This is a genomic window from Amycolatopsis sp. NPDC004169 (assembly GCF_040610315.1).
Lineage (GTDB): Bacteria > Actinomycetota > Actinomycetes > Mycobacteriales > Pseudonocardiaceae > Amycolatopsis.
In genome coordinates this window covers 219,896-233,729 of record NZ_JBEXMD010000002.1, presented here as the reverse complement: position 1 = coordinate 233,729, position 13,834 = coordinate 219,896, and the positions used below count along the sequence as shown (strand labels likewise).

Here is a 13,834-nt window from a genome sequence, read left to right as displayed (position 1 = left end):
CCGTCTCGCGTTGCGTGACCGGGCGCAAAGGGGAGGATGAGCGGGTGGACCCCGAAATAGGTTCGGCCCGGCAGGCGGCGGACGACGCCCGCGTGCTGGCCTTCGGGCGGCTGCAGGGCGCGGCGCACCGGCTCGGCTACCTGCTCGGGCGGGCGCTGGAGCGCGAATGCGGGATCACGCACCTGATGTACGAGGTCCTGCTCATCGTGGGCCGCACCGGGGAAGACGGGCTGACCATGCGCTCGATCGCCCAGGAGCAGGTGCTCACCACCGGCGGCGCGACCCGGCTGGTCGACCGGATGGTGGCGATCGGCCTGGTGACGCGCACGGCGTCGCCCGCCGACCGCCGGGTCCAGCTCGTCCGGCTGACCGCGTTCGGCGAGGAGACGACCGTGCGCGCCAGCCGCCTGCACGTGGAGAACATCGAGCAGTTCTTCTTCCGGCCCCTGCCCGAAGCCCACCGGGAGCGGTTCGCCGAAGACCTGCGGATGTTGAGCCACTTCGCCAGGGACGCCCTGCCCCGGCTGCGCTAGGCGGGGACCGGCGTCGCTCCTTCGAGGGTTTCCCGCAGCTTGTCCCGGTCCAGCTGCCCTTCGGACTTCGCGACCACGAACGTCGCCACGCAGTTGCCCAGCAGGTTGACGAACACGCGCATCGAGTCCATCAGCCGGTCCGCGCCCAGCAGCAGCGCCACGCCCGCCACCGGGAACGCGCCGATCGCCGCGGCGGTGGCCGAGAGGGCCAGGAAGCTCGAGCCCGGGACGCCCGCCATGCCCTTCGACGTCAGCATCAGGATCAGCACCGCCAGCAGCTGCTGGCCGAGCGTCATCTCGACACCGAACGCCTGGGCCAGGAACACCGTGCAGATCGACAGGTAGATGGTCGCGCCGTCGAGGTTGAACGAGTACCCGGTCGGCACCACCAGGCCGGTCGCCGCGCGGGAGCAGCCGGCGTCGGTGAGCTTGACCATGATCCGCGGCAGCACCGACTCCGTCGACGCCGTGCCCAGCGCGAGCAGGAACTCTTCCCGCGCGTAGCGGAGGAACTTCCAGACCGAGACCCCGGCGTAGAAGCGGGAAATCGCGGCGAGGACGAGGGTGAAGAGCACGGCCGCGCCGTAGCAGGCGGCGATCAGCTTCGCGTAGGTGCCCAATGTGGACAGACCGTACTGGCCGATGATGAAGGCCATCGCGCCGAACGCACCCAGCGGCGCGACCCGCATGATCCAGCCCATCACCTTGAAGATGACCTGCTGCACCTGGTCGACGAAGCCCAGCACCAGCGGCGCCCGCTCCCGCCCGACCGCGGCCAGCGCCACGCCGAAGAACACCGCGAACACCAGCACCTGCAACAGCTGGTTCTGCGCGAAGGCGTTCACCACGCTGTCGGGGATGGTGTGCAGCAGGAAGTCCCCGACCGAGGGCAGCTGGCCGCCCTTGGTCTGCGCGGTGACCGCTTTCGGGTCGAGCGTCGCCGGGTTGATGTCGAGCCCGGCACCGGGGCGGAAGACGTTCGCCACGACCAGGCCGAACAGCAGCGCGAACGTCGTCACGACCTCGAAGTAGACGATCGCCTTGAGTCCGATTCGTCCGACCGCTTTGATGTCGCCGACCGCCGCGATCCCGGTCACCACGACGCAGAAGATCAGCGGCGCGATGATCATCTTGATCAGCCGGATGAAGCCGTCGCCGACCGGCTTGAGCTGGGCACCGAGCCCCGGCCAGAAGTGCCCGACCAGCACGCCGGCGACCACCGCCACGAGCAGTTGCACGAACACCGAAGTCCACCAGCGCTTCTTGTTCTCCGCCATGGCCGGACCCTAGGCATCGGATGTTCCAGCGGTGTTAACGCTCGCAGTGACGTACCCGACGCCCGCCGGGGCCGCTGCGGCAGACTGGTCGCGTGGGCAAGCGGAAGCAGGTCCGCGTCGGCCCGCCGCCGACGACGGCCGAGGAGTTCGGCGACGTGCTGTTCGCCGCCGTACCGGGCGACGCGGACTGGCTGGCGCCGGACTACACCCTGCCGCCCGCCCTCGCGTCGGCTGCCGATCCGGTCGCCGGGCAGCTGATCGCCCGCGCGTGCCGGGGTGGCTGGCTGCCCGAAGACCTCCACCAGGCGGCCCGGCGCCGCCTGGACGAGTTCGCCGGCTCGTACCTGCTCGACACCCTCGCCGCCTACGCCGGGCAGTTCACCACCGTGCACCCGGACTGGCTGGCCCAGCTCGACGCGGCGGGCGGCGTCCGCTGGTGGAACGAAACCGAGCCACACCTGCCGCAATGGGCGGCGAAGCACATCCTCACGCCATCCGAAGCGGTGGCCGCGGTCATCTCCGCCTTCGGCCTGCTGAAGACGCTGCCCCCGGTGACCGTGGTGCTGCCCGCGCCGGGCACTCCGCTGCCGCGCCCGGCAGGTCACCCCGTCGACGACAAGAAGCTGAGCCGGGTCCGCGCGCTGCTCGCGAAAGCCGAGTCGAGCTCGTTCCCGGAGGAGGCCGAGGCCCTTTCGGCGAAGGCGCAGGAGCTGATGACCCGCCACGCCCTCGACCGGGCCCTGGTGGAGGCGGCCACCGGCGCACCGGACCGCCCCGCGGCCCGCAGAATCTGGCTGGACACGCCGTACACCGACGCGAAGTCGCTGCTGGTCCACGTGGTCGCGAAGGCCAACCGTTGCCAGGCGATCTTCGATGCGCGCTGGGACTTCGTGACCGTGGTCGGCGACGCCCTGGACGCCGTCGAGCTGCTGACGACGTCGTTGCTGGTCCAGGCGACCCGCGCGATGATCGCCGACCCGGCGGGCCGGTCCCGCGATTTCCGGAAGTCGTTCCTGGTTTCGTACGCCACCCGCATCGGCGAGCGGCTCGAGCAGACGGCGGAAGCGACGATCGCCTCGGTGCCGGATCTGCTGCCGGTGCTGGCCTCGCGCGAGGCCGAGGTGGCGGCGGCGTTCACCGAGCTGTTTCCCGAGGTGGTGAGCAAGTCGGTGACCGTGCGCAGCCACGAAGGGTGGGGCGCGGGGCGGGAGGCCGCCGACCGCGCCCGCCTCGGTGAGTGACTACAGGAAGATCTTCACCAGCTGGTCCCGGCCGTCCTGGTCGCGGAGCAGGATCTGCTTGCCCGCCTTGAGTTCGGCGTCGACGAACTCGTAGACGAGCAGGGCCCGGTTGACCAGGTCGACCTTTTTGAGACCGGTGCGGTCCTGCAGTTTCGCCAGCGCATCGACCGCTTCGGCGATCAACGCGACGTTGACTCGGTCGACCACGGTCGACCGGCTCTCCTCGCCCGCGGGCATGCCGCCTCCTCTGCTCACCACACCAGCATGGCAGGTTCCACACCGAAAACCCACATTTTCTGCATGTAATCCGCACGGAGACGGTTGTGATCACCGTCCCCACAGCTCTACAGTCGACAGCAGCCTGCTTTGACGAGCGGGCTCGCCCCTGGCGCGGACCAGTCACCCATGCGGACTGGTCGTGGCGTCGGGAAGCCGGACCAGCTTCCCGCTCAGGGAGACAGGTGACCGATGGGCCGAGGAGGGGCGGCCAACCGGTGGCCGGCCGCGGCGAGAGCCGCGACCCGAAAGTGGTCCCCGGTTCGACGTGCCAACGCGGGCGCCGGATCGGGCCGGAAAGGAACAGGCACGAGCATGGGTGCCGAAATCGAGCGTGCGGATCCGTCCGCACCTCAGGAAACAGCGCTGGAAGACGACGTTCCGTCCCGGTTCGCGCGCGTCCGGATCGAGACGACGGCGGTGAGGGCAGAAGTGGAAGTGCCACCTTCCCAGACCCGGCGGTTGCTCGCCACGATCCTGGATGTGCTCGTCGTGCTCGGGAGCGTCACCGGTCCCGCCCTCACGTTGAAGGCTGCGCCGGCGGGTTTTCCGGGGTGGGCGACGACCGGAACGATCACGGTTCAGCTCGCCTTGCTGGCGCTCGTCGCGGTGTCCACGCACCGCCGCAGCCCGGCAACGATCTGACCACCGCAGCCGAGGGAGTCCCGCTTCGGCGGGTGCTTCCCCGGCTGCGGTCAGACCTCCCGGCGGGCGTACTTCTCCAGCTCCGGCCGCCCGAACGGCAGCTCGCCCTCGTCCAGCGCCCCGCAATCCAGCCCCCGCAGGAGGTACACCGCCAGCGCCTGGGCCGTCGCCGGTTCGTCCAGCACTCCCCCCGCCGTCTTCTCCGCGTACGCGCGCAACCTCTGCACCGCCTCCGGGAACCCCGCGCGGTAGAACCTGTACGTCGCCGCGAAACGGGTCGGCAGCTGGTGCGGGTGCAGGTCCCAGCCCTGGTAGAAGCCACGCTCCAGGGACCTTCGCACCAAGCGGAGGTGCTCGGCCCACGCCGTCGGCAAGGCGTCGCCGATCGGGAGGCGGTTGGTCGAACCGTCCGACAACCGGACGCCCGTGCCCGCCGCCGCGACCTGCATCAGGCCCTTGGCCAGGTCCGCCGCCGGGTGCTCCATGCTCTGATATGCCGCCGCGATGCCCAGGCCCGCGCTGTAGTCGTACGTCCCGTAGTGCAGACCCGAACAGCGCCCCGCCGCCGCCTGCACGATCCGCGCCACCGACAGCGTCCCGTCCACGTCCACAATGGACTGGGCGGTCTCGATCTGGACCTCGAAGCGCAGCGCCCCTTCAGCCAGCTCGTACGCGGTTTCCAGCCGGGCGAGGACTTCCGCGGCCACCGAGACCTGCTCCACCGCCGTCACCTTCGGCAGCGTGACGACGAACCCGGCCGGGAGCGAGCCGTGCTCCAGCAGCGATCCCAGGAACAGGTCGAGGGTGCGGATGCCTCGCCGGCGCGTCGCCGCTTCGAAGCTCTTGAAGCGGATGCCGCAGAACGGTGTGCCGCCGGTGGTCGCCAGGGTCTGCCCGGCCGCGCGGGCCGCCGCGTCCTCGACGTCGTCCGGGACGCGGCCGAAGCCGTCCTCGAAGTCGATGCGCAGGTCCTCGATCGGCTCGGTCAGCAGCTTCGCGCGGACGCGTTCGTACACGTCGGCGTCGACGCCGAGGAGGTCGCCGTGCTCGACGAACACGCGCATCGCCTGCTTGCCCCAGTCCGCAACCAGGCGCGTCTTGTACCGCGAAGCCGGGACGTAGACGGTGTGCACGGGCTGACGTCCCGGCCGCTCCCCCGGGTACGACGCCGCGACGCGCGCGTCGGCCGCAGCCAGGCGCGCGTCGGCGGCGTCGTAGACGTCTTCGGGCAGCCGCACTACTTGATCTTCTCGTACGCGGGCAGCGTCAGGAAGTCCGGGAACTCGTCGGCCAGCGCGACCTGCTCGAACAGCTCCACCGCGGGCTCCAGCAGCTCCGGCTTGAGCTCGCCGGCCAGCTCGCCGCGGACGTCGGCCAGCACGCCGCGCACCAGCTCCGCGGTGACCGCGTCCCCACTGTCCAAAGTGGTCCCGTTCTTGACCCACTGCCAGATCTGCGAGCGCGAGATCTCGGCGGTGGCGGCGTCCTCCATCAGGTTGTGGATGGCCGCCGCGCCGTTGCCGCCCAGCCAGGAGGCGATGTACCGGACGCCGACGTCGACCGCGGCGCGCAGGCCGGCCGCCGTCGCGCCACCCGGGGTCGAAGCGACGTCCAGCAGCTGGTCGGCGGTGACGCTGACCTCGTCCCGGGTGCGGTCCAGCTGGTTCGGCTTGTCGCCGAGGACCTTGTCGAACTCCTCCTTGCAGAGCTCGACCATGCCCGGGTGGGCGACCCAGGAGCCGTCGAAGCCGTCGCCGGCCTCGCGGGACTTGTCCGCGTGGACCTTCTCGAAGGCACCCTTGTTGACCTCGGGGTCCTTGCTGGGGATGAACGCGGCCATGCCGCCGATCGCGAAGGCGCCGCGCTTGTGGCAGGTGCGCACGAGCAGCTCGGTGTAGGCGCGCATGAACGGCGCGGTCATGGTGACCGAGTTGCGGTCCGGCAGCACGAACTTCTCGCCCGCGTCGCGGAAGTACTTGATGACGCTGAACAGGTAGTCCCAGCGGCCGGCATTGAGGCCCGAGGCGTGCTCGCGCAGCTCGTAGAGGATCTCCTCCATCTCGAACGCGGCCGGGATGGTCTCGATCAGCACGGTGGCGCGGACGGTGCCGTGCTCGATGCCGAGCGCCTTCTCGGCGTGGGTGAAGACGTCGTTCCAGAGCCGCGCTTCGAGGTGGCTCTCCATCTTCGGCAGGTAGTAGTACGGGCCCTTGCCGCGCTTGAGCAGTTCGGCGGCGTTGTGGAAGAAGTGCAGGCCGAAGTCGACGAGCGCGCCGACGCCCTCGCGGCCGCCGAAGGTGAGGTGGGCTTCGGGCAGGTGCCAGCCGCGCGGGCGGACCACGATCGTGGCGTGCTCGACGTCGTCCTTCAGCGCGTAGCTCTTGCCGCCGCTTTCCAGGGTGATCGTCTCGCGGACGGCGTCGTACAGGTTGACCTGGCCGGAGACCACGTTGTGCCAGTGCGGGGTGTTGGCGTCCTCGAGGTCGGCCAGCCACACCTTGGCGCCGGAGTTGAGCGCGTTGATGGTCATCTTGCGGTCGGTCGGCCCGGTGATCTCGACGCGGCGATCGCGGAGCGCCTCCGGGGCCCCGGCGACCTGCCAGTCGCCGTCGCGGATCTCCTTGGTCTCCGGCAGGAAGTCGAGCTTGCCGGTGGTCCGGGCCTCTTCGCGGCGCTTGCTCCGCGCCCGGAGCAGCTCGTCGCGGCGGCCGGCGAAGGCGTCGTGGAGGCCGGCGAGGAAGGCGAGCGCCTCCGGCGTGAGGATCTCGTCGCCGCGCTCGACCGGGTCGCCCAGCACCTGGACTTCAGAAGACATGGGGAAACACCTCGAGGGTTCGGATCTTTGGATAACGGCCCTACGGTTTTCTACCAGCCGGACTATAGTTTCTGCATAGCGGAAGCTCAACGCCGACGTAAGGAGGGCCACCGTGCCGGCGGAGAAGAACGGTCGCGACGGCGGCGTCCAGTCCCTGCAGCGTGCCTTCGAGCTGCTGGAACACCTCGCGGACACCGGTGGCGAGGCCAGCCTGTCGGAGCTGGCGACGCTGTCCGGGCTGCCGATGCCGACGATCCACCGGCTCATCCGCACGCTGGTCGACCTGGGGTACGTCCGCCAGAACACGAACCGCCGCTACGCGCTCGGCGCACGCCTGATCCGGCTGGGCGAGAACGCGAGCATGCAGTTCGGCGCGTGGGCGCGGCCGCTGCTGGCGGAGCTGGTGGAGGAGGTCGGCGAGACGGCCAACCTGGCGGTCCTGGAGCGCGACGAGGTCGTGTACGTGGCCCAGGTGCCGTCGAAGCACTCGATGCGGATGTTCACCGAGGTCGGACGGCGGTTGCTGCCGCACGGGACCGGCGTGGGCAAGGCGATGCTGGCGCACCTGCCCGCTTCGGACGTGCGTTCGCTGCTTTCGCGCACCGGGATGCCCGCGTACACGGAGCACACGTTCACGGACCCGGACGCGCTGGCGGTGGAGCTGTCGCGGATCGCTTCGCAGGGGTACGCGCTGGACGAGGCGGAGCAGGAACTGGGCGTGCGGTGCGTCGCGGTGGCGGTGCCGGGGGCGCCGGTCCCGGCGGCGGTTTCGGTGTCGGGGCCGTCCGGACGGCTGACCGCCGAGGCGGTGGCGCACATCGCCCCGGCGGTGCAGCGGGTGGCGGACGCCCTGGGAGCGAGCCTCTCCCAGGCGGCGATCACGGTCTAACGCTGAATGATCATCCGACCACTCGAACCGCCAGCATGGCCCGATGTCCGAAGTGCTCCGCGCCGACGAAGCCCAACGAGCGCCCGCCGAGAAGGCGGCGGCGCTCGACGACGTGCTCGCCGAGCTGGACGCGCGGCTCAAGCAGGTAATCCAGCTCACCGAGCAGCTCGTCGAGATGAAGCTGTCGGCTAAGTGAGCTCCCCTTCCAGCAGGTCCATCAGCAGCCCGTCGTGCCAGGTGCCGTCCGGGGCGCGTTCGTAGTTCCGGAGCACCCCGACCGGCCGGAATCCCACCTTCGTGTACACCCGGATCGCCGTCTCGTTGGACGCCGCCGGGTCGATCGTCAGCCGGTGGTGTCCCTCGGCGAACAGGTGGCGGGCCAGCGCCCGGATCGCGTCCGTGCCGATACCGCGGCCGTGGAACTCCGGGTGCACCGAGATGTCGATGCCCGCGTGGCGGTACTGCGGGTCCAGCTCTTCGCAGCTCTGGATCAGCCCGACGACCTCGCCGTCGAACTCGATCACGTAGACGTGGTAACCCTCTTCGGCCTCGTACAGGCCTTCGGTCTCGCGATCCGGGTCGCCCCACCAGCGGGCGACCTCCGGGGTGGCCAGGATTTCGCGCAGCCGGACGCGGTCGGCTGGGCCGATCGGACGCAAGCGCACCCGATCTCCGTGAATGGCGGGCATGATGGGTCCTTCCTCGTAGCGAATGACGGCTTCGGGGCGTCTTCCACGAGGAGGGGCGCGCGTGCGTCAACCGGGCATGCCCGGATTCTGCGCCGGCGCGCCCGCCGCCGTCACCCGAATATCGCCGGAGACCGCATGGACACGCACGCCGGTGCCTTGGCCTGGCTCGCGCAGGGCGCCGCTTCGAACCTCCTGGACCGGCTCGTCGACCGCGCGCTCGACGGCTCACCCGCGTCGCCCGCCTGGCCGGGCCCGGCGAAGACCGCCGCGGGCACCGTCGAGATCACCGTGCGGCACCACGGCGCGAAGGGCCGGACACCGGTGATCCTCACGATGCAGGAGGACGGCGGCCGCACCGGCACGGCGTTCTCGGCGATCCTCGGCCACACGGCCCGCATCGCGGTCCCCAGCGGCCGCTACTTCAGCGCGGCGATGGTGGTCGACCCGGCCCACCGCACGCTGCAGGGCATCGGCTGGTCCCACCTGACCGTGCCGGCCCGCGGGACGTCCCCGTGCCTCATCCCGGTGAACCGCCCGTCGGCGCCGGTGATCCTGCAGCTGGGGCTGCGCAAGGCGGACGGGACGCCGTTGTTCCGGCTGGAGCCGCCGGCGAAGGTCCGCTAGCCGAGCAGGGCGTCCACGAAGGCACCGGGCTCGAACGGCGCCAGGTCGTCCGGCCCCTCGCCGAGCCCGACCAGCTTCACCGGCACCCCCAGCTCCTTCTGGACCTGGAACACGATGCCGCCCTTGGCCGTCCCGTCCAGCTTCGTCAGGACGATGCCCGTCACGTCGATCACCTCGGCGAACACCCGGGCCTGCATCAGCCCGTTCTGGCCCGTCGTCGCGTCCAGGACCAGCAGGACCTCGTCGACCTTGGCCTGCTTCTCCACGACGCGCTTGACCTTGCCCAGCTCGTCCATCAGGCCCGTCTTCGTGTGCAGGCGGCCCGCCGTGTCGACCAGGACCGCGTCCACGCCCGTGTCCACGCCGCGCTTGACCGCGTCGAACGCCACCGCCGCCGGGTCCGCCCCCTCCTTGCCGCGGACGACCTCCGCCCCCACGCGCTCGGCCCACGTCTGCAGCTGGTCGGCCGCCGCCGCGCGGAACGTGTCCGCCGCTCCCAGCAGGACCGTTCCGCCCTGGGCGACCAGGACGCGGGCGAGCTTGCCCGTTGTCGTCGTCTTGCCGGTGCCGTTCACGCCCGCCACCAGCACCACCGCGGGCTGCTTGCGCCCGTCGACCGTGTGCGGCAACGCCCGGACCGCCCGGTGGCCGTCGGTGGACAGCTGCGCCGTCAGCACCTCGTGCAGCACCTCGCGCGCCTCCGCCGAGGACCGCACCGCGCGCCGGGACAGCTCGTCGCGCAGGCGCTCGACGATCTGGTTCGTGGTGGCCGCACCCAGGTCGGCCATCAGCAGCGTGTCTTCGACGTCCTGCCAGGAGTCCTCGTCGAGGTCGCCCGCGCCGAGCAGGCCCAGCAGGCTCGTCCCGAACACCGAGCGGGACTTCGACAGCCGGCCGCGCAGCCGCTCCATGCGGCCGGTCGCCGGATCGATCTCCTCGGCGGCCGGGGCCGGTTCGACGACCTCGGCGTCCGGCAGCTTGACGTCGCGGACCGTGCGCTGGGCCGAGTCGCGCGGCACCGCCGCGTCGTCGCCCACCGCGGGCTGGCCGTCGACCTCCGGCCGGTCCTCGACCGGGTGCTCGGGGGCTTCGGCCTCGGCCGTGCCGCCGGGCGCGAGCGCGATGCCCCCGCTGGCCGCGTACGAACCGCCCTTCGGTTTCGCCTCGACCTCGCGCTGGGCGTCCAGGCTGATCCGCCGCCTGCGTGCGATCAGCAGGCCGGTCACCAGCAGGGCGACCAGGACGACGACGGCGACGACTACGAACAGGAACCAGGTGCTCGACACGGACCCATCCTTTCATCCGCGCTCCCCCGCCCCGGACACCCCGTCCGCACAGGCAATTCATCACCACCTAGGTCGCGATTGGGCCAAGACTTCACCAAGTGGGTTGCGTCACACAGGAGCCTCCACTAAACCCCTCCGGATGGGGAAAAGCGCGAGCCACGGCTTCCGGGTGATCGGCCTGATTTCGGGCACGTCGCTCGACGGCATCGACGTGGCCGCAGCCGATCTGCACGCCGAGGACGACACCGTCGTCCTGACACCGCTCGGCGAGCTGGAAATCCCCTACCCGGAGCCCCTCCGCGAAGCCCTGCTCGCCGCGCTGCCGCCGAACCCGTGCACCGCCGGCGAGCTGACCCGGCTCGACACCGGCGTCGGCCAGGCGTTCGCCGACGCCGCCGCGCGCGGTGCCGAAGAGCTGGCCGGCACCGCGGACCTGGTCGCGTCGCTGGGCCAGACGGTCTTCCACTGGGTGGCGGACGGCCGCGTCCGCGGCACGCTGCAACTCGGCCAGCCCGCCTGGATCGCCGAACGCACCGGGCTGCCCGTGTGCGCCGACCTGCGCGCCCGTGACGTCGCCGCGGGCGGCCACGGGGCACCGCTGGCCAGCACGCTCGACCACCTGTGGCTGCGCGGCCTCGCCGAGGACACCGGCCGTCCGGTCGCCGCGCTCAACCTCGGCGGCATCGCGAACATCACCGTCGTCGCCGAGGACCGGCCGGTGATCGCCTACGACACCGGCCCCGCCAACGCCTTGCTCGACCTCGCGGCCCACCGCGTGCGCGGACAGCGCAGCGACGTCGACGGAAAGCTCGCGCTCGGCGGGTCGGTCCGCCGGGACCTGCTCGGGCGGCTGCAGGCCGACCCGTACTTCGCCGCCCCGCCGCCGAAGTCCACCGGCAAGGAGCACTTCAACGCGGACTTCCTCGACACCGCACTCGCCGGCCTGGACCCGGTCGAGCCCGGCGACCTGCTCGCGACGCTGACCGAACTGACCGCCGTCACCGTGGCCGACCAGTGCCGCCGGCACGGCGTCACGACCGTCATCGCCTCCGGCGGCGGCGTCGCGAACCCGGCGCTGATGGCCGCGCTGGTCCGCGCCCTGCCGTCGGCCGTGGTCAAGACCAGCGACGACCTCGGGCTGCCCGGTGCCGGCAAGGAGGCGTACCTGACCGCGTTGCTGGGCTGGCTGACCTGGTGCGGTGTGCCCGGTACCGTGCCGTCGGCGACCGGTGCCCGCGGTCCGCGCGTGCTCGGCGCGCTGGTCCCGGGCGCCGGCCCCCTGATCCTTCCCGCCCCGCTGGGGGGCAGCGTGACCCGGTTGCGAGTCGCGGAGAAGGCCGGAGAACGGTAGGAGTGATCCATGCGCGGTGTCGACCTCGCCATCATCGTGGTCTACCTGGCGGCCATGCCGCTGATCGGCGTGCTCGTCGGCCGGAGACAACGGTCGGCGGCCGACTACTTCGTCGGTGAGCGCAGCCTCCCGTGGGGCGCCGTGATGCTGTCCGTGGTGGCCACGGAGACCTCGACGCTGACCGTGATCAGCACGCCCGGGCTGGTCTTCGGCAACGCGTTCCTGTTCCTGCAGCTGGCGTTCGGCTACATCATCGGCCGGACGGTCGCCGCGTTCGTGCTGCTGCCGCGGTACTTCCGGGGCAACCTCGTCAGCGCGTACGCGTTCCTCGGGAAGCGGTTCGGCTCCGGACTGCAGGGCACCGCGTCGGTCACGTTCGTGATCACGCGGCTGCTCGCCGAAGGTGTGCGCCTGTTCGCCGGCGCGATCCCGATCAAGGTGATCCTCGGCCACTACGGCATCCACCTCGACTACTGGGTGATCGTCGTCATCCTCACCGCACTGACGCTGGTCTACGCCTACATCGGCGGGATCAAGGCGGTCGTCTGGGTCGACGTCATCCAGCTGTCGCTCTACCTGGGTGGCGCCGCGGTGGCCGCGATCGTGCTGCTGAACAAGCTGCCCGCCGACTGGGCCTCGCAGGCGTCCGCGGACGGCAAGTTCATGCTCGTCGACTTCTCGAAGAACCTGCTGACCAGCCCGTACGCCTTCGTGACGGCGGTGCTCGGCGGCGCGGCGCTGTCGATGGCCTCCCACGGCGCCGACCAGCTGATCGCGCAGCGGCTGCTGGCCACGCGCAGCCTGCGCGACGGCCAGAAGGCGCTGATCGGCAGCGGCATCATCGTCACCGTCCAGTTCGCGTTGTTCCTGCTGGTCGGCGCGATGCTCTGGGTGTTCAACGGCCGGAAGTCCGTGGCGCAGCTCGGGTTGCAGAGCCCGGACGACGTGTTCTCGCGGTTCATCATCGACGACCTGCCGGTCGGCGTCTCCGGCCTGCTCATCGCCGGTGTCCTCGCCTCGACGATGGGCGCTCTGGCCTCGGCGCTCAACGCGCTTTCGACGTCGACCGTGGCGGACCTCTACCAGCGGTTCACCAAACGTTCACCCGAGGATTCGAAACTGCTGCAGCACGGTCGCATGTGGACACTGATCTGGGCCGTCGTGTTCGCGGTGTTCGCGTCGCTGTTCTCCACCACGAAGAACTCGGTGATCGAGCTCGGGCTGGCCATCACCGGCTACACCTACGGCGCGCTGCTCGGCTCGTTCCTGCTCGGCCTGCTGATCAAGAAGGCGCGGCAGGTGGACGCGATCGTCGCGTTCGTGGTCACGGTGGTGGTGATGGCGTTCGTGATCCTCGGCGTGAAGTTCAACGCGAAGACCGGCGGCCTGATCGGCGTCGACTTCGGCAAGGCGGCCGGGGACAAGGTGGCGCTCGCCTACCCGTGGTACACGCTGATGGGCGTGGTCATCACCCTGCTCGTCGGCGGCCTGCTCTCGCTGCGGCACCGCACGCCGGACCCGAAGGCGGCCGAGGCCGAAGCCGTGGCCGAGGAAGTCCGCGCCGCCTGATTCTTCTGAACCGTTTCCGGCGGGCGCCCGTGTCGCATTGCGGGAGCCCGCCGAAAAGCGGCGGGAGGATTTTCGAAGGTGGATTCCATGAAGCGGATGACGGTGGCGCTCGCGGCGGGTGCCCTGCTGGTCGGCGGCGCGGCGACGGCTTCGGCCACTCCGGCGGCCCCGAAGGTGGCGGACGCGATCCAGGTCCCGGCGGGCAACCGGCCGGTCGCGGCCTACCCCGCGGAGGGCGTGCAGATCTACGGCTGCACGAACGGCGCGTGGACGCTGATCCAGCCCGCCGCGGTCCTGTCGAAGCACGGGAAACCGGTGGCGCTGCACAGCAAGGGCCCGGTCTGGACGTCCATCGTGGACGGCAGCACGGTCGGCGCGGCCGCGGTGGCGACCTCGCCGCGCAAGGACGCGATCCCGGAGGTGCTGCTCAAGGCGAACCTCAACACCGGCGACGGGATCTTCGGCAAGGTGACGTACGTCCAGCGCTTGAACACCCGCGGTGGCGTGGCCCCGGCGGGCGCGTGCACGGACGGTGTGCAGGCCGCGGTCCGGTACTCGGCGGACTACGCCTTCTGGGTCGCCGGCTGAAAACCGCGGGTTCTTCCCCCCTGCTCCCCGTAGCCTGAACCCGGGAGAGCA

Annotated in this window: 15 protein-coding genes; 9 read left to right on the top strand and 6 right to left on the bottom strand. The window is 71.0% G+C overall.

Going from position 1 to position 13,834, the window contains the following annotated elements; all coding sequences use genetic code 11:
- The first annotated feature begins 44 nt into the window (after window positions 1-44).
- Window positions 45-533 (top strand): MarR family winged helix-turn-helix transcriptional regulator, encoded by a 489-nt coding sequence (locus tag ABZX11_RS03740; protein WP_354909575.1) that lies wholly within the window; start codon window positions 45-47, stop codon window positions 531-533.
- On the opposite strand, the gene dctA is transcribed toward ABZX11_RS03740, so the two are convergent.
- Window positions 530-1,810 (bottom strand): C4-dicarboxylate transporter DctA, encoded by a 1,281-nt coding sequence (gene dctA, locus ABZX11_RS03735; RefSeq protein ID WP_354909573.1) that lies wholly within the window; start codon window positions 1,808-1,810, stop codon window positions 530-532. The two genes, ABZX11_RS03740 and dctA, sit on opposite strands and share 4 nt — an antisense overlap.
- A gap of 92 nt (window positions 1,811-1,902) precedes the next feature.
- On the opposite strand from dctA, the gene ABZX11_RS03730 reads away from it, so the two are divergent.
- Window positions 1,903-3,051, top strand: coding sequence for a DUF2786 domain-containing protein (locus ABZX11_RS03730; RefSeq protein ID WP_354909570.1), 1,149 nt, complete (start codon window positions 1,903-1,905; stop codon window positions 3,049-3,051).
- On the opposite strand, the gene ABZX11_RS03725 is transcribed toward ABZX11_RS03730, so the two are convergent.
- A complete protein-coding gene (locus ABZX11_RS03725) occupies window positions 3,052-3,288 on the bottom strand; it encodes a hypothetical protein (protein ID WP_176172208.1) in 237 nt (78 codons plus the stop codon).
- A 354-nt stretch (window positions 3,289-3,642) separates the two neighbouring features.
- Here ABZX11_RS03725 and ABZX11_RS03720 point away from each other — a divergent pair, with 354 nt between their 5' ends.
- A complete protein-coding gene (locus tag ABZX11_RS03720) occupies window positions 3,643-3,972 on the top strand; it encodes a hypothetical protein (protein ID WP_176172209.1) in 330 nt (109 codons plus the stop codon).
- Window positions 3,973-4,022: 50 nt separating this feature from the next.
- On the opposite strand, the gene ABZX11_RS03715 is transcribed toward ABZX11_RS03720, so the two are convergent.
- A complete protein-coding gene (locus tag ABZX11_RS03715) occupies window positions 4,023-5,210 on the bottom strand; it encodes an aldolase (protein ID WP_354909567.1) in 1,188 nt (395 codons plus the stop codon).
- Window positions 5,210-6,787, bottom strand: a complete 1,578-nt coding sequence (gene aceB, locus ABZX11_RS03710) for a malate synthase A (RefSeq protein WP_354909564.1) — start codon at window positions 6,785-6,787, stop codon at window positions 5,210-5,212. The genes ABZX11_RS03715 and aceB overlap by 1 nt, the downstream gene beginning before the upstream one ends.
- Before the next feature lie 112 nt (window positions 6,788-6,899).
- Here aceB and ABZX11_RS03705 point away from each other — a divergent pair, with 112 nt between their 5' ends.
- On the top strand, window positions 6,900-7,676 hold the full coding sequence (locus ABZX11_RS03705; protein WP_176172212.1) for an IclR family transcriptional regulator: 777 nt from the start codon (window positions 6,900-6,902) through the stop codon (window positions 7,674-7,676).
- 43 nt (window positions 7,677-7,719) lie between these two features.
- The gene (locus ABZX11_RS03700) at window positions 7,720-7,872 is read left to right on the top strand and encodes a hypothetical protein (protein ID WP_354909562.1); all 153 of its coding nucleotides are present in this window, start codon (window positions 7,720-7,722) and stop codon (window positions 7,870-7,872) included.
- Here ABZX11_RS03700 and ABZX11_RS03695 read toward each other — a convergent pair.
- Window positions 7,865-8,365 (bottom strand): GNAT family protein, encoded by a 501-nt coding sequence (locus tag ABZX11_RS03695; protein ID WP_354909560.1) that lies wholly within the window; start codon window positions 8,363-8,365, stop codon window positions 7,865-7,867. The genes ABZX11_RS03700 and ABZX11_RS03695 overlap by 8 nt on opposite strands.
- 135 nt (window positions 8,366-8,500) lie before the next feature.
- On the opposite strand from ABZX11_RS03695, the gene ABZX11_RS03690 reads away from it, so the two are divergent.
- Window positions 8,501-8,989, top strand: coding sequence for a hypothetical protein (locus ABZX11_RS03690; RefSeq protein WP_176172215.1), 489 nt, complete (start codon window positions 8,501-8,503; stop codon window positions 8,987-8,989).
- Here ABZX11_RS03690 and ftsY read toward each other — a convergent pair.
- The gene (ftsY, locus tag ABZX11_RS03685) at window positions 8,986-10,275 is read right to left on the bottom strand and encodes a signal recognition particle-docking protein FtsY (RefSeq protein WP_176172216.1); all 1,290 of its coding nucleotides are present in this window, start codon (window positions 10,273-10,275) and stop codon (window positions 8,986-8,988) included. The two genes, ABZX11_RS03690 and ftsY, sit on opposite strands and share 4 nt — an antisense overlap.
- A gap of 139 nt (window positions 10,276-10,414) precedes the next feature.
- Between ftsY and ABZX11_RS03680 the strand changes: the two genes are divergently transcribed.
- The 3 genes from ABZX11_RS03680 (at window position 10,415) to ABZX11_RS03670 (ending at window position 13,783) form a co-directional block, all read left to right on the top strand.
- Entirely contained in the window at window positions 10,415-11,626 is a 1,212-nt protein-coding gene (locus tag ABZX11_RS03680; RefSeq protein ID WP_354909556.1) for an anhydro-N-acetylmuramic acid kinase, read from the top strand.
- Window positions 11,627-11,635: 9 nt separating this feature from the next.
- Complete coding sequence (locus tag ABZX11_RS03675) at window positions 11,636-13,195, top strand: sodium:solute symporter (RefSeq protein WP_354909554.1); 1,560 nt, start codon at window positions 11,636-11,638, stop codon at window positions 13,193-13,195.
- An 87-nt stretch (window positions 13,196-13,282) separates the two neighbouring features.
- Window positions 13,283-13,783, top strand: a complete 501-nt coding sequence (locus ABZX11_RS03670; protein WP_354909551.1) for a DUF3455 domain-containing protein — start codon at window positions 13,283-13,285, stop codon at window positions 13,781-13,783.
- The last annotated feature ends 51 nt before the right edge of the window (window positions 13,784-13,834 follow it).